This window comes from Variovorax sp. 05N34 (genome assembly GCF_056397405.1).
On record NZ_JBFTNI010000005.1, the window covers coordinates 1 to 15,763 of the forward strand.

General features: G+C 60.8%; 12 protein-coding genes and 1 pseudogene. 5 read left to right on the top strand and 8 right to left on the bottom strand.

All coding sequences use genetic code 11. The annotated features are described in order from the left end of the window. A pseudogene (locus AC1DMA_RS14685) lies at positions 1–143 on the bottom strand (NAD(P)(+) transhydrogenase (Re/Si-specific) subunit alpha); the annotation flags it as partial. A gap of 237 nt (positions 144–380) precedes the next feature. Here AC1DMA_RS14685 and AC1DMA_RS14690 point away from each other — a divergent pair. From AC1DMA_RS14690 to AC1DMA_RS14700, 3 genes are read left to right on the top strand one after another with little or no spacing between them, the layout of a single operon-like run. Next, positions 381–1,091, top strand: coding sequence for a response regulator transcription factor (locus AC1DMA_RS14690; RefSeq protein WP_478127379.1), 711 nt, complete (start codon positions 381–383; stop codon positions 1,089–1,091). Positions 1,092–1,101: 10 nt separating this feature from the next. Further along, a complete protein-coding gene (locus tag AC1DMA_RS14695; RefSeq protein ID WP_478127380.1) occupies positions 1,102–3,444 on the top strand; it encodes a CHASE2 domain-containing protein in 2,343 nt (780 codons plus the stop codon). A 2-nt stretch (positions 3,445–3,446) separates the two neighbouring features. Continuing rightward, positions 3,447–3,947 carry an NUDIX hydrolase gene (locus tag AC1DMA_RS14700; RefSeq protein WP_478127381.1) on the top strand — a complete coding sequence of 167 codons (501 nt, stop codon included), beginning with the start codon at positions 3,447–3,449 and terminating at the stop codon, positions 3,945–3,947. An 8-nt stretch (positions 3,948–3,955) separates the two neighbouring features. Here the strand turns inward: AC1DMA_RS14700 and AC1DMA_RS14705 are convergent, their stop codons facing one another. The 6 genes from AC1DMA_RS14705 to mnmA all read right to left on the bottom strand — a co-directional run bounded on the left by AC1DMA_RS14705 (position 3,956) and on the right by mnmA (position 11,281). After that, complete coding sequence (locus tag AC1DMA_RS14705) at positions 3,956–6,109, bottom strand: peptidase domain-containing ABC transporter (protein WP_478144660.1); 2,154 nt, start codon at positions 6,107–6,109, stop codon at positions 3,956–3,958. A 203-nt stretch (positions 6,110–6,312) separates the two neighbouring features. Then, positions 6,313–6,735, bottom strand: a complete 423-nt coding sequence (locus AC1DMA_RS14710) for a hypothetical protein (protein WP_478127383.1) — start codon at positions 6,733–6,735, stop codon at positions 6,313–6,315. 96 nt (positions 6,736–6,831) lie between these two features. Further along, positions 6,832–8,016 (bottom strand): cupin domain-containing protein, encoded by a 1,185-nt coding sequence (locus AC1DMA_RS14715; RefSeq protein ID WP_478127384.1) that lies wholly within the window; start codon positions 8,014–8,016, stop codon positions 6,832–6,834. Positions 8,017–8,039: 23 nt separating this feature from the next. Beyond that, entirely contained in the window at positions 8,040–8,843 is an 804-nt protein-coding gene (locus tag AC1DMA_RS14720) for an HlyD family secretion protein (RefSeq protein ID WP_478144661.1), read from the bottom strand. 2 nt (positions 8,844–8,845) lie between these two features. Beyond that, positions 8,846–9,298, bottom strand: a complete 453-nt coding sequence (locus AC1DMA_RS14725) for a hypothetical protein (RefSeq protein WP_478144662.1) — start codon at positions 9,296–9,298, stop codon at positions 8,846–8,848. Between the two features lie 813 nt (positions 9,299–10,111). Continuing rightward, the gene (gene mnmA, locus AC1DMA_RS14730; RefSeq protein ID WP_478144663.1) at positions 10,112–11,281 is read right to left on the bottom strand and encodes a tRNA 2-thiouridine(34) synthase MnmA; all 1,170 of its coding nucleotides are present in this window, start codon (positions 11,279–11,281) and stop codon (positions 10,112–10,114) included. A 118-nt stretch (positions 11,282–11,399) separates the two neighbouring features. Here mnmA and AC1DMA_RS14735 point away from each other — a divergent pair, with 118 nt between their 5' ends. Further along, on the top strand, positions 11,400–13,109 hold the full coding sequence (locus tag AC1DMA_RS14735) for a long-chain-fatty-acid--CoA ligase (protein ID WP_478144664.1): 1,710 nt from the start codon (positions 11,400–11,402) through the stop codon (positions 13,107–13,109). A gap of 17 nt (positions 13,110–13,126) precedes the next feature. Here AC1DMA_RS14735 and AC1DMA_RS14740 read toward each other — a convergent pair whose 3' ends face one another. After that, on the bottom strand, positions 13,127–14,125 hold the full coding sequence (locus tag AC1DMA_RS14740) for an LLM class flavin-dependent oxidoreductase (protein ID WP_478144665.1): 999 nt from the start codon (positions 14,123–14,125) through the stop codon (positions 13,127–13,129). A 75-nt stretch (positions 14,126–14,200) separates the two neighbouring features. Here AC1DMA_RS14740 and AC1DMA_RS14745 point away from each other — a divergent pair, with 75 nt between their 5' ends. Further along, entirely contained in the window at positions 14,201–15,760 is a 1,560-nt protein-coding gene (locus AC1DMA_RS14745; protein ID WP_478144666.1) for a phospholipase D family protein, read from the top strand. Positions 15,761–15,763 lie beyond the last annotated feature (3 nt).

A 15,763-nucleotide genomic window follows, 5' to 3' on the forward strand; every position in this document is an offset into this window, starting at 1 on the left:
CTGTCGGTCAGGCTCGCCGCCACCCCCGCACCCGATTGCACTCGCACGGTGTGGCCCTGCGCAACCAGCTTCTTGGCGGTCTCCGCAGTCACGGCCACTCTGGTCTCGCCTGGCACAGTTTCGGCCGGCACGCCTATCAGCATGGAGGTCTCCTCGGGGTAGCTTGGGAATTGGCGCCAGAGCTTACATGAAGAACCGGCCCGCGCGGTGTCCGCTGCGCGCCACCGGAAAGGACCCATGACACGCCGGCTCTATGCGTCGCGCTACCAATTCAATAGCAGATTCAGCATACGCAGCGACCTCGATAGGTACACTTGGGCCGCCCACGACCGAGACAGAGATTCTTGGCGCGGGACATAACGAGATACAGGGAATGGACCATGCGAATTGCAGCGCTTGATGACGAGGCGAGCCAGCTCGAACTCATCCGGCACACGATGGAAAACATCGGCCACGAATGCCACACCTTCAGCGAAGGCAAGGCGTTGCTGCGGGATCTCCGCCAGCAGACCTACGACTTGTTGATCCTCGACTGGAGCCTTCCGGACGTGCAGGGCCCCAGCATCGTCCACAGGATCCGCGGCGAACTCAACAGCCGGCTTCCCATTCTTTTCGTGACAAATCGGCGCGAAGAGCAGGACATGGTCGAAGGACTGGCTGCCGGCGCCGATGACTTCATGGTCAAGCCGATCCGGCTCGCAGAACTGCAAGCGCGCGTTCGCGCTCTGCTGCGCCGCTCATACCCCGCCCGATTTGAAGCAGACCTCGTCTTCGGCGACTACCAGTTCACGCTCGCAACGCGCGCGCTCCGCGTCCGTGGACAGCCCATCGAACTCAGCTACCGCGAATACGAGCTTGCCGTCTTTCTGTTCCAGAACATGGGCCGCTTGCTGTCGCGCGAACATCTGCGCGAGGCCGTCTGGGGAGAAGGCATCGACACGCCCTCCCGTTCGCTCGACACGCACATCTCGCGCCTGCGCATGAAGCTCAACCTTGTCCCGTCCAACGGCTTCCTGCTGTCGGCGGTGTACAGGCTGGGCTACCGGCTCGAAGCCATCGAGGACCAGGCGCTTCGGCCGCTCTATTCATGAAGCACCGGACATGAGGCACTGGATCCGGCGCAGAGGATCCTGGTTGTTGCTCGCTGCGGGACTGCTCTCGCTGGTCACTTTGCTCAGCATGACCCGGCCCATGCCGCGCATCGACCGGGTCTTGCAAGACAGCGCGCGCGCCGCGTTGGCTTCACCACCATCGCAAGACATCGTCATGGTGGCCATCGACGAAGAGAGCCTCGCCGCAATCGGCCATTGGCCCTGGCGACGATCGGTGCACGCTGAACTGCTGCGGCAAATCGCCGTTCATTCGCCGCGATGCGTCGGGCTGAACCTGCCGCTCGTAGAGCGCGATCTGAGCCATCCGGAAGATGACGCAGCATTGGCGCGAGCAATGAGCGACAGCGGCTGTATCGTGCTGCCGATGCGGATCCGTACGCTGGGCGCCCGGGATGTGCAGGAACTCCTGCCGGCACCCGAACTGGCCGATGCCGCCGACGCTATCGGCCATAGCCGGCTTGCCTTCGACAGGGACGGCATCGCGCGGAGTGTCTATCTGCACGAGGGCTTCGCGGGAAGCCTGCGGCCGCACTTCGCATTGGCGCTGCGCGATGCGGCGGAAGGTCGAATCACGCTGCCGACGGAGCCCACGCCGGTTGGGGCCGACGCCTACCCACGAAGTTGGCTGCGCACCAATCCGGAGAGAATCGTCTTCTCGCGTGGCGCGGACCGCTTCAAGACCGTCTCCTACATCGAAGTCCTGAACGGCAACGTGCCGCCCGACGTGTTCCGCGACCGCTACGTGCTCGTCGGCCCGACCGCACCGGGGCTGGGAGATCTGCATGCCAACGTCGCGCCTGACGTGCCCGGCCTCATGTCCGGGATCGAGATCTATGCGAACGTTCTGCAGACCCTGATCTCCGGGCGGCATGTCACGGTCGCCGAGCCTTGGCAGAACTTGCTCTTCAACCTCGTGCCGCTGGCGGTGGCGCTCCTCGGCGTCCTGTGGCTGAGGCCGGCTGGCGTCATCGCGCTGGTCGGCGCCATGCTGCTGTTCCAGCTTGCCATTCACCTCGCTCGTCCATCGGTGGGCGTGCTGTTCGCTCCGGCGGCTGGCGTGACCGGCTTGCTGCTGCTGTATCCGCTGTGGAGCCTGATGCGGCTTTCGGCGGCCTTCAGCTACCTGCGTAAGGGCACTGAGGAATTGACGCGCGAACTCGGCCAAAGGGCCCTGGAGCCAGCGCGGCGACCTGCGGGCGATTTTCTCGATCGCCAGATGGTCGCGACACAAACGGCGATCGATCACATGCGCGACATGCATCGCTTCGTGCGCGACGGCCTCGATCACTTGCCCGATGCAACCATGACGCTGGACACCGCAGGCCGAGTCGTCCTCGCCAATGGCGCGGCGTTGGGCTACTGGCAGCGCAGCCTGGCAGAAATGATCGGGCAGGATGTGCACGTCCTGTTGGCCGAGATTCGCAGACGCACCACGGGCGCGCCGATGATGCCGCTTGGCGCTCTCAGCCGCGAGCTGCATCCCATCGTGGGCGAGAGCGTGGATCCGCAGGGCCGCGTGCTTCTGCTTCGCTGCGTGCCATTCTTCAACGCGGCCGGCGCGCATGCCGGTTGGATGATTGCGCTGGTCGACATCTCGGAGATGAGGAGCGCGCAGAGCCAGCGCGACGAGGCGTTGCGCTTCATCTCGCATGACGCGCGCGAACCCAGCGCGGCGATCCTCACCATCGTCGAACTGGCGCGTGAGCGGCCCGAAGCGTTCACCCAAGCATCGCTGCTGGAGAGCATCGAGCGCCACGCGCAGACAGGACTCGAACTGGCCGACGGATTCGTCAACCTCGCGCGCGCGGAAGCCGAACCGTTTCACACCGAGGTGCTCGACCTGATCGACTTGCTGCGGCAGGCGATCGACAACGCCTGGGCGCGCGCGCAGCGTCAGCAGGTCGATGTGCTGCTGGTCACCCGGTCCGAAGAAGCGCTTTGCATTGCGGATCGCAACCTGCTCAACCGCGCATTTGCCAATGTGCTGAGCAACGCCCTCAAGTTTTCTCCACAAGGCGCCGCTCTTGAATGCAGCATCCGCGAGGACGAACGGCACTGGCGCATTGCGTTTCAAGACGAGGGCCCCGGCATCGCCGTCGAGCTACAGTCGCAGCTGTTTCAGCCCTTCCACCGCTTGCACCACGAAGGCCATCCGGAAGTGCATGGCGTCGGGCTCGGGCTGCTGCTGGTGCGCACCGTCGTGCACCGCCACGGCGGAACCGTGGAGATCGACAGCGCCGCCGGTACGGGCTGCACCGTCACCCTGGTGCTGCCGAAGCCGACGATGGCCGAGGTGGAGGCGCTGGCACCCGCGGCTACTCAGGAGCAATGAACATGGCAATTCGCTGGAAGCCCAACGTCACGGTTGCGGCAGTGATCGAGCAGGACGGACGCTTTCTGCTGGTCGAGGAAGAGACCTCCGACGGGCTCATGCTCAACACGCCGGCCGGCCATTTGGATCCTGGCGAATCACCCGCCGAGGGATGCGCGCGCGAAACGCTGGAAGAGACCGCGCATCACTTCACACCGACGGCGCTGATCGGGATCTACATGGCCCGGACGGTGCGCAAGGAGGACATCACCTACATGCGCTTCGCCTTCGCCGGCACGCTGGGCGCGTTCGAGCCGGAGCGCGCGCTTGACGAGGGAATCGTGCGTACGCTGTGGATGACGGCGGATGAAATCCGGGCCAGCAAGGAGCGCCATCGGAGCCCCTTGCTCTTGCAGTGCGTGGAGGATTATCTGGCGGGGAGGCGATATCCGGTCGAGCTGATCCACGTCGACGAATCGGTTCAATCATCTCGCTTCGGCAAAGGCCGTACGACTTGCAATTGATCGCAGGCTCAAATCGACCCGGAGACCCTCAACTCAATGACTCGATCCGCCATGGCTATCGTCTCGGGCCTATGAGCGATCGCAAGACGCGTCATTGGCAGGCTACGGATAGCCTCGTTCACTTCCCTTTCCTTGGTCACATCAAGGTGGCTGGTCGCTTCGTCAAGAATCAAGACGCTGGGCTGTCGATACAAGGCGCGGGCCAGTAGGATGCGTTGTTTCTGACCACCCGAAAGACTGCTGCCCATATCGCCGTTGAGAGTGAAGTATCCCATCGGCATCGCGAGAATCTCCGCATGTATCGCGGCCAGCCCGGCCGCCCCGCTCACTCTTTGCAAATCGATAGAGTCGTCGAAGGCGGCAATATTTTCCTGAAGAGTGGCGGAGAACAACTGATCGTCCTGCATCACTGCAGCAACCTGTCGGCGCCAGTTGCCGAGCCCTATGTGGTTGAGCGGCGTGCCATTCACTCGTACCACTCCCTCGGTCGGCTCTAGCAAGCCAAGCACAATCTTGGCCAGGGTAGTCTTCCCACATCCTGTTGCGCCGACAATAGCTACGTGCTCGCCAGACTTGATTTCCAAGCTGACATGGCGGAGCACCCACGGTGCGCCGCTGCCATAGCGAAAGCTGACATCGTCAAGGGCGACGGTCGGTGGCTCGGGTTTGGTGTCCGATTCGGTAGCCGCTGTGGGCGCGTAGTGCCCCAACGCTTCACGCTCAGTCAACACGATGTCGGACAAGCGCTCCGCGTGCAGCCTGAGCATCCGCAGCGCCATCAGGTTGTCGATGAGCCGCTGCGAGCGCGCTGAAAATTCATCCTTGTAGGCGATGAACGCCATCAGCATCCCTACCGTGAGCGTGCCGCTGATGGCGAGCGACGCGCCCAACCCGAGCACGGCCATGCTACTCATGCCAAAAACAAGGCCGTAACCCGCACCGAAGGCCAGGGTCATCTTCTGCGTGCTTGTGCGACGGTTTGTAGCTTGAACGACGAAGTTCAGCCAACGCGCCGCACGCTGCTCCTGCAGACCTGCAATCTTGATGGTCTGGATACCGCGCAAGCTTTCAAGAAAATGGGACTGCGCCTTCGCTTCATGCGTTAGCACTTCATCGTTGGCGCGGTGAAAAGCGTCGTGGGGCAATATGCGGATCGCAGCATAGATGAGCACCCCGGCCACCGCAACTGCAGCAAGCTTGGCACTGTAGAGCAGCATGACAACCAGTGTCACTGCAGCGAACAATCCATCTAGCACTATCTCAACCAAGCGCCCCGTCACCGTCTGCTGGATGCTTTGCATCGATTGGAATCGAGACATTACGTCGCCAGTGTGGCGGAGCTCGAACCATTGGGTCGGAAGATGCAACAAATGCCCCATGACTCGCGCAGACCACTGCAAGCCGAACTGAACCGAGGCCACGATGCCCAGCCATCCACGAGCAGCTTCAAGACCAACTTTGATGAGAGTGGCGAGTGTCAGCCCGATTAATAAAAGCCCAAGCAGGTCGATGTCACCGGACACGATCGCGCCGTCGATGATCCATTGCGCGAACAATGGCGTTACTAATAGCACAGTCTGTAAAATCGCAGCCAAGACAAAGAGTTGTCCAAGGCTCCGCTTCATCCCCTTCAGTTTTCCGACCAGTTGAAACCACTCAACGGCTGGGCGAGGCGTGATGCGCTTGAATTCAGGCGCGGGTGTGAGTTCAAGCGCCACCCCAGTAAAGTGAGAACTGGCTTGCTCGAGTGCGATACGACGTGTGCCCCGCGCAGGATCATGTAGGACAAGCTTTCCACGCCTGCAACCAACCAATACCACAAAGTGACTCAAGTCCCAATGCAGAATGCAAGGCACGGTCAGCTGGGTAATTTCTTCAAGCTCCAGACTTAGCGGCCGCGCACCTAAACCGAGAGCACCCGCGGTCTTGGCAAGTTCGCCGAGACTGGTGCCACGGATCGATATGCCGAACTTCGCGCGCAGCTCGGACATTTCGTAAGAGCTGCCATGGTGAGCAGCAATGTACCCAAGGCACGCGAGGCCGCATTCAGTGCTGGTGGACTGTAAGTAGGAGGGCATATTCTCCGTCAAATAATTGTTGAGGCCGTTATGCGGCGCAAGACAAAAAAAATGACTCTGCTCTCGCAGAGTCACCATGATCATTAAATTATCGAGCGTTTATTGGCTCATTCGTCGCCATCTCTGTCGTCGTAACAGATCTCCGGTGGCGTGTACGGCGCACAGACGTCCCCTCGACAATCAATCACGTTATCTGAGGTCTCGCTACCGGACCATCCCATTCCGCCACCCACGAGCTCCATCTCTTCAATTTTCAGAGTTCTCATTTAGATCTTCTCAATTAAAAACTAGCAACCATTGTCGTAAATCGATTCCGTTAACCGCGATAGCGCCTCCTTTCTCATGACGTCTCCATGCATTTGCGCAACCTCTGCCTCGCTTGCAGAGAGCGTCTTCTTTATTTGATCCAACTTGTCGCTCTCCAATTTCTTCAACCCGCAGAAAGCATAAGCCAGAGCGGCGGGAGTCGATTTTTTTGACCTTATGACGTTCAAAAATACATTTTCCGCGCCTTGTTTGGCCAAAATACGTTCAAATTCGATATCTGCCACAAACTGATGTCCCGCAAATCCTGCGAGTCCGCGCGTATAAACTTTTGCATCCATCAAAACCTCAATACTCGTTTGCTGCTCCTCGTCTACTGTTGCGGCAGACGCAAAAGGCAAAAACGCCGCGCACGCGATCAGTAAAGTTGAATTTCTAATTTTCATTGGCAGTATTTTCCAGGTTGGATTGATCCATATTTCGACACGAATTTCTCTCCACAGGCGGCGCTGCTTTGACCAAGGATTAAAACCAGCACAAAACTATTTCTCTTTTGAAGAGCGAGGAGTTGATGAAGAGCCGTCGAAGACAGGCGAGACAATGTCGTGCGCAGTCAGATGCTGAAAGAGCGCCTCGATCTTCGACTGTTGCTCTGCGGAAACTGATATCGACTCGACTGCAGTTTCGGGCTGAGAAAACAGTTTGGCGAGATGTTCTCCGCTACTCCTGTCAACTGAAATGACCTGACCGTTCACCACTGGTTGAGCGGCTGAAGGCATCTTGGTCTTGTAGGCAGAGTTGAGCCTAAACTGGCCCATCTTTTCGACGGAGTTCCCACGTCTCCCCAGCGTCTCGAGCGAGAAGCGAGACACCACTCGTTCCTTGAAAAAAAGCTCTCGCTTGTAGGCGGCAACGTTCTCCTCGTCGCATATCAGTTCGCCTGCGATTTTCGCGGCCGCGACAATGCCCGGCATTTCCGCGCTCTCAGCTTTTATTGATTGTCGAAGCGCGAGTGCGGTCGGGAGTGTATTGAAGCATGACCAAGCAATGTAGTCCCTGAGAAACATTGGGTGGACGCCAACTGCAATGTGAAAGGTCTCTTCCTCGGGCAGCGGGATGGCCTCATGCCACCATCCGCGCGGAATGTAGAGGATGTCTCCTGCCTCCAGAATTCCATCGAATACGGGTCTGCTTGGACACTCCTGCTTGTGCAGCTTGCTCTTTTGTTGAGCCAGTGGCAATTCGAATGTGGGCGGAAACACGCGCCAATGCTTACGCCCAATCAATTGAACTGCAAAGACGTCGTGTGTATCCCAGTGCCGTGCGAAGGTACCCTCGCCTCCGAATGCGGCATAGCCATTCGCAACGGCTTTTTCGCCCACGAAACGCGCAATCTCCATTGCAAGGTCGTGCACGGGCTCCAATTTCGTCTCCAGACGATTCAGAACGAGGGTGGCGCCCTCTCGCATGTAAAGATAGAACGCCTCTTTCACTATCTTTGTCCGATGCAGCGAGAGATCGGCGAACCGCTCCACGTATCGCTCCGCAGGCACGGGACCATTCTTGAAGAGCTGAAGCAAGCCGTCGCTTGGATCCCATGAGAAAAGTGCCGTATTGATGTCTTTCCAACTGACTGGATAACCAGTGAACGCACCCCTGCGGATCCACAGTTTTCGTTCATAGTAGTCGGCAATAAACTCCTCTGCGGAGATCCCAAAATCGACCATTGGTAAAGCCCTTCCCTGGTGCGTTAAAACAATTTTTGTAAGCCAGACAATGGTTCAAAGATCCACTCGATCAACTGTCTGCGTTCTTGTTCAATGTCTGCGTCAAGAGCCATTCCCGGGGTAAGTGCCAGTGACTTGCCGTAAACATTCACCGTCTGTGAATCAGGCTTCACGACGACGCGGTAGAGACCCTCTTGGCTGACTAGTGCCAGCGGCGCCGTAGCACTCAGTTCGCTTGGCTGGAGAGGGCTTCGCGATACTTCCGTCACGACGCCACCGTAGTGCCCAAACTTCTGATAGGGGTAGGCCTGGTAGCGAATCCTTACCCGCTGATTTGGCTCGACAAACCCGATGGCACGCGAGGGCGCAAAAAGATGAACCTCGAGTTCGAAGCCATCCGGGAGAAGTGTCGCGAGCGCCTGGTTGCCCGATGGCTGGCCGAGCTGCGCGGTTATCGCCGTGATGACACCGTCGATCGGAGCGGTAACTGCCAAACGATCGCGCGTGTGGGCTTCCGCGGCTTCTTGGTCAAGAGTCGCCAGATCTCGTTCGAGTTCTGCAATCTGTATTTCCGTGTGCGCGCCAGACTGACTTAGCTCATTTTTGACAGCGACGATCGTGCTCGCCAGCTCGGCCTTTTGTCGCTCAGCGCCAATGACTTGAACGCGCACTGTCTCAACTTGATCTTCTTTGTCCTGAAGTGCTACTTCCGAGATAAAACGCTCCTTTGCAAGAGTGCGGTGACGTTCCAGAATCCGTGTTGCTGTTGAAACGCGGCGGTCATGCAGTTCAATTTCTTGTTGAACGCGCCGCTGCTGGTCTTGCAACGTCAGTAGTCGCGTGCGCAATCCCTCTTGAATTTGATCTCGCAGAAGTCGCACCGTACGAATGTTTCGCAGAATGCTTTCACGGCGTTGTGCGAGTGAAGTGGCTTGGCTGTCGGATAGCCGCTGGTTCTCAAACGCATCTGCCACGCGTCGATCATCTGACAGGACGAAAAGCAGTTCCCCACGTCGTACTCGTTGACCTTCTTCAACATGCCTTGCGTGACCATCCCAGGCGCAGCAGGAAAGATGCGGATCGTGCCTCGCGTGGGCACGATCAGACCGACTGCAGTCGAGCGCTTGGTGTAGCTGCCGAGAATCAAGTAGCCACAGATTGATGACCCGATCAGGACTGCAGCGAGCACCGAGACCCAGCTCGGCCATGACCGTGCCAGCACGATCGGTCCGTACGGCGATTCAGCGCCACGTCTCAAAGCTTCTTCGCGGAACACGCTCACGGCTACAATCCAGAGTCGCGCAGGAGTTGATTCATCCGGGTGAACTTGGCCTATGGTTCAGCCCGTTTGTTTCTGATTTCATGACCACTCCAGTTCATCATGGTTCGAACTACGGCCCAAGGGAAGGGAGTCGAGTTCACAGGTACAGGCTTTAAAACTGGACTGTTCCTCGGTCAGACACCCCAGCTTGAAAATCAGTCTACGAATCGTCGATCTGGTGGCAAATGAGACAAATCTCAAAGTGCGTGAAGCTTGCCAGCGTTGTCGACCTTATCCAACGGCAAGAGAGCCTGAGGCGGTCGTTAAGAGGCGTTCAAACTGACGACGAGCCCGGTGCTGCCGGATTCATTCCTCGGTAGACGGCGGACAACTGCGGGGGCTGGTCATCAACCGATGGTCATTCAGCTGGACGAATTGAGCATCCGGACTGTTGCGCACATACGATCAGTGCTCAAGAACCCGCACCCCCTGGAAGGTTCGCCGGCCACAGACGCGGCTGCGAGATGCGAGTGGATGGCGGCCGTCCTCAAGCGGCCTCACTACAGGTTCCTCGGGCGAGAGGACCGAGGGGTGGTCTTGCAGCTTTGTGCCACTTCCCGGCTTCGGTCAGGCCCGGCTCACCGGGGCCGTGACGGGCTCTGACCTTGCGCTACGCTGGAGAAGCTCGCGAGCCGACCGGACGTGGGCTCTTTCCTGCATGAAGGCACTACGCTCGATGGCTTGCTGGAACTCGCTCGCGCCCAACGGACATTGAGGCGGCTCGGCAGGCTCGCGAAGCATGTTGCACCAGCTCGCCCGTGGAAACACGCGCGCCTACAGAGTTGTCTGGAGCTTCGCTGCCATCTGAGCTGCCTGATCCGATGCGTGGTCAGTGCCGCCCGCTCGCGCGATCACGCCCCCTCCCAAACAGACCTCGCCGTCATACAGCACCGCCGACTGCCCCGGCGTCACCGCCCACTGCGGGTCGGCGAACTCCAGCCGAAACGCACCATCGGCTCCATCGTCCAACCGGCACGCGGCATCGGCCTGCCGATAACGCGCCTTCGCCGCATAACCCCCGCTTGAAGGCGCGTCGCCCGCGACCCAGCTTGCATCGTCCGCTTCAAGTGCCGGTGACAACAGCCAAGGATGCTCATGTCCCTGGACCACCCAAAGCGTGTTGCTCTCCACATCCTTCCGAGCCACAAACCAAGGTGCATGCTCACCCGCGCCACGCTGCGCGCCTTTTTCCTTGATGCCGCCGATACCTAGGCCCTGCCGCTGGCCGAGCGTGTAGAAGCTCAAGCCCTGGTGCTCTCCAATGCGGCGACCGCGTTCGTCCTTGATCGGCCCCGGCTCCTTGGAGATGTACCGGTTGAGGAACTCGCGAAACGGCCGCTCGCCGATGAAGCAGATGCCGGTCGAATCCTTCTTCTTCGCGTTGGGCAGGCCGATCTCGTCGGCAATGCGCCGCACTTCGGTCTTGCGCAGTTCGCCCACCGGGAAGAGCGTCTTTGACAACTGCTGCTGGTTCAGACGGTGCAAGAAATAGCTCTGGTCCTTGGCCGGGTCGAGCCCCTTGAGCAGTTCGTGCCGCCCAGTCGCCTCGTTGAGCCGCACCCGGGCGTAGTGGCCGGTGGCGATCTTCTCCGCGCCCAGGCGCATTGCATGGTCGAGGAAGGCCTTGAACTTGATTTCGGCGTTGCACAGCACGTCAGGGTTCGGCGTGCGGCCGGCCTGGTATTCGCGCAGGAATTCAGCGAAGACGCGGTCCTTGTAATCGGCGGCAAAGTTGACGTGCTCGATCTCGATGCCCAGCACGTCGGCCACGCTCGCGGCGTCGATGAAGTCGACATTCGACGAGCAGTACTCGCTGTCGTCGTCGTCTTCCCAATTCTTCATGAAGATGCCGACCACCTCGTGGCCCTGCTCTTTCAGCAGGTGCGCCGTGACCGCGGAATCGACTCCGCCGCTCAGGCCCACCACGATGCGCTGCTTTTTCATGGGTGCGGATTGTCCCAGCACCCGCAAACCGTCGCCCGTATCCGGGAAATCACCGAGAGGCCCAAGCGTGCCGGCGGCTGGTCGGCTTCCACAATCGACAGGTCAACCGGAGAAAAACATGGTTCCTTCCGCCTCCAGCGCTACGCCTTGGACAAAGTGCTACCCGACCGGCATGCGCTGGGATGCCGAGCTTCCCACCTGCCCCGCGCAACAGATCCTCGATGACACCGTTGCACGATGGGCAGACCGGCCAGCCATCGACTTCATGGGCCAGGTCATGAGCTATCGGGAACTCGGAGATGCCGTGAATCACGCGGCCAAGGGCCTGCAAGCGCTTGGCGTCGGGCCAGGGGTGCACGTGGGGCTCTACCTGCCGAACACGCCGCACTATCCGATCGCGTTCTTCGCGATCCTGAAGGTCGGCGGCACGGTGGTGAACTATTCACCGCTCGATGCGGAGCGCGTGCTGGCCCACAAGGTCGAGGACAGCCGTACGGACTTTCTCGTGACGCTCGACCTCGCATCCCTCTACCCGCACGTGGCGCGCCTGATCGGCAATTCGCGTCTCAAGAAGCTGATCGTCGGCAGTCTCACGGACTACGGCGCCGCCCGCGATGCAGTTCGGGCGCACCTTCAGGGTGCCGGCCAACTGGCCGAAGTGCCAACGGACGAGCGGCACATGTCTTTCACGCAACTCCTGGGCAACGATGGCCACTTCGTTCCGCACGTGGTGCGCTCGGTCGACGACGAGATCGTGGTGTTGCAGTACACCGGCGGCACCACCGGGCTGCCGAAAGGCGCGATGCTCACGCACGCCAACCTGTCGGCGGCCTGCGCGCAATACCTCGAATCGACAGGCGGCGATCCGCCGATCCTGGATCAGGGCGTCGAACGCATACTGGCCGTGCTCCCGCTGTTTCACATCTATGCGCTCAGCGTGAACATGATGCTCGGCATCCGCCTGGGCGCACTGCTGGTGCTTCACACGCGCTTCGACCTCGATGCGGTGATGCACGACCTCGCCGCCAAGAAGATCACGATGTTTCCCGGCGTGCCGACGATGTTCACGGCCATCATCAATCACCCGAAAGCGCGCGAAACCGACCTGCGTTCGTTGAAGTTCTGCGGCTCCGGCGGAGCGCCATTGCCGGTCGAAGTGGAGCACCGCTTCTTCGAACTCACAGGCTGTCATCTCAACGAGGGCTGGGGCATGACGGAGACGTCACCGACCGGCACCTTCACGCCAGCGCGCGGCATGCGCAAGGCGGGTTCGTGCGGCATGCCGCTGCCGGGGATTCACCTCAAGCTCATGAGCCTGGACGATCCATCGAAGGAAGCCGACCTGGGCCAGCCCGGCGAGTTGTGCATCAAGGGCCCGAATGTGATGAAGGGCTACTGGAACAACGAGTCAGCCACCGCGGCGTCGATGACACCGGACGGTTACTTCAAGAGCGGCGATGTCGCCAAGATGGACGCCGACGGCTTCTTCTACATCGTCGATCGCACCAAGGACATGCTGCTGTGCGGCGGCTACAACGTGTATCCGCGCGTGATCGAGGAAGCGCTGTACGAGCACCCCGACGTTGCCGAAGCGTGCGTGATCGGCATTCCTGACGAATACCGAGGCCAGTCGCCCAAGGCTTTCATCAAGCTGAAGGAAGGCGCGGCAGGCTTCACGCTGGACGAACTCAAGCTCTTCCTCAAGGATCGTCTGGGCAAGCACGAGATGGTCGGCGCGATGGAGATTCGAAGCGAGTTGCCCAAGACGGCGGTGGGCAAGCTGTCCAAGAAGGATCTTGTCGACGAGGAAGAGCGCAAGCGCCGCTAGGCGGCGTCCGCAGGGGCTCAGCGAGCCGCAGCAAGTTCGTCGCGGAGTCCGGCAGTGATCTCGTACGACCGCAGCCGCGCTTCATGATCGAACACCTGCGAGGTGATCATGAGTTCATCCGCGCCGGTCTGGTCGATGAATTCCTGCAGCCGCGCCCGGACCGTGTCGCGCGAACCCACGGCGGAACACGACAGAACCGAATCGAGCAGCGCATTTTCCGCCGGGCCGACACGCTCACGATAGCCCGCGACCGGCGGCGGCAAGCGCCCGGGCCGGCCGCTGCGCAGGTTCACGAAAGCCTGCTGCCACGATGTCGCGCGGAACGCGGCCTCCTCGTCCGTCTCGGCCGCGAAGACGTTGAAGCCCAGCATCACGTAAGGCTTGGCAAGTTGTGCCGAAGGCTTGAAAGTCTCCCGATAGATCTGGATCGCCTGCATCAGCTGCTGCGGCGCGAAGTGAGAGGCGAAGGCATACGGAAGCCCCAGGTGCGCGGCCAGTTGCGCGCCGAAGGTGCTCGATCCCAGGATCCAGATCGGCACCTCCAGGCCCATGCCCGGCACGGCGCGAACCGACTGGCGAGGCTCCTTGGACATGAAGTCCATCAGTTCGATGACGTCCTGCGGAAACCGGTCCGCATCGGACTGGAGATCGCGCCGCAGGGCTTGCGCCGTGCGCTGGTCCGAGCCGGGCGCCCGGCCAAGCCCGAGGTCGATTCGGCCGGGATAAAGCGACTCCAGCGTTCCGAACTGCTCGGCAATGACGAGCGGCGAGTGGTTGGGGAGCATCACACCGCCGGCGCCGATCCGGATGGTCGAAGTGCCGGCGCCGACGAAGGCGAGCAGCACCGCCGTCGCCGCACTGGCGATGCCCGGCATGCCATGGTGCTCTGCCAGCCAGTAGCGGCGGTAGCCGAGCTTTTCGCCATGCTGGGCGAGGCTCAGCGAATTGCGAAAGGACTGGGCGGCGTCGCTGCCTTCGGTGATGGGGGAAAGATCGAGGATGGAAAAGGGAACCATGCCGCTATCTTGGCTCGGATTGCCCGGTTTCGGATGCCGAAGGGATATTGGCCCGGCAGCGGGTAGGCTCGCGGGATGTCACTGCGCTTCATATGGACGGGTTTCCTCGGTCTGGCACTTGCTGCCTGCGGCTCGCTTCCCGTCGCCGTAGAGCGGCACGAGTCGTACAGTCTCCAGGTCTCTTCCGCCGAAAGCCCGCTCGCCCAGCTCGCCGCCTCGCAACTTCCGGCCGACGCCCAGTCGGGCTTCCGCCTGTTGCCATTGGGCTCTTATGCGCTGGACGCCAGATTGGCGCTCATCGAACGCGCGACACGGACACTGGACATTCAGTACTACATCATGGAGAACGACGCCTCGGGCCGGGCAGTGTTCGGCGCCTTGCGCGATGCGGCAGCCCGAGGCGTGCGTGTGCGGCTGTTGCTGGATGACCTGAACACCACGAAGGCCGAAGAGCTCATCGAGGCGCTCACGGACTTTCCGAATCTTGAAATCCGCCTGTTCAATCCCTTTTGCTGCGCCCGATCGAACCTCTCGGGCCGGGTCGTGACTTCGCTGGGGGATTTGCGGCGGCTGGACCACCGGATGCACAACAAGCTGCTGATCGCCGACGGTGCGCTCGCGGTGGTCGGCGGCCGCAACATTGCGGACGAATACTTTGCCCGCAATCTGGTGGCCAACTTCATTGACCTGGACGCCGTCGCCGCGGGGCGCGTCGTGCCGCAGTTGGGGATACTCTTCGATCGCTACTGGAACAGCGAAGAGTCTTTTCCCGCGGCGTATCTTTCAAGCTATCAACCGCCGGCCGGTGCGCGGGACGCACTGCTGCGCGAGCTCTTGCCTGCCAGTGCGGCGCACATCGAGATCGATCTTCCGACCCGGGATCTTCTCGAGCTCGAGCCCCTCAGCACCGAACTGCGGGCGCAGCGGCTCACGCTGGTCCCGGGACTCGCCTATGCGGTGGCGGATCTCCCGTCGAAGAGACTGCAGGGCGCCGACGACGTCGAGAACACCAGCCTCATGTCCGGAGCGCTGAGCCAGATGCTCGGCGCACGCACGGAGCTGGTGCTGATCTCGCCCTATCTGGTGCCGGGCAAGCGCGGCATGGAGGTGCTGGGCAGCCTCGAAAGCAAGGGGGTCCACATGACGCTCGTCACCAATTCACTTCCCGCCACCGACTCGACACTGGTGTATTTCGGCTATTCGCGCTATCGGCCGCGGATCGTCAAGGCCGGTATAGAGCTCTATGAGGTCAGCGCGACCACCACCGCCGAGAGCAAGCCGATCTTCGGTTTTGGTGGCTCATCGAAAGGACGCCTTCACGCGAAGTTGGCGGTCGTCGACGAACAAGTGGTGCTGCTGGGTTCGTTGAACTTCGATCCCCGATCGGCGCGCAAGAACACCGAGCTGGGCGTCGCCATCGACAGCCCCGCACTCGCGAAGCAGGCGCTGCGCATCGTGGACGCCATGAAGGCCGAGGCCTACCACATCCGCCGGGAGTCGGAGGGAGGCATGCTGGCGTGGGTGCCGCCCGACGAGGACGACGATCAAGCCGTCGACCATGAGCCCGGCATCTCGCTGCTGAATAGTCTGCAGCGACTGCTCCTGCAGCCGCTGGTCCCGGAAGACTATCTCTGAAGG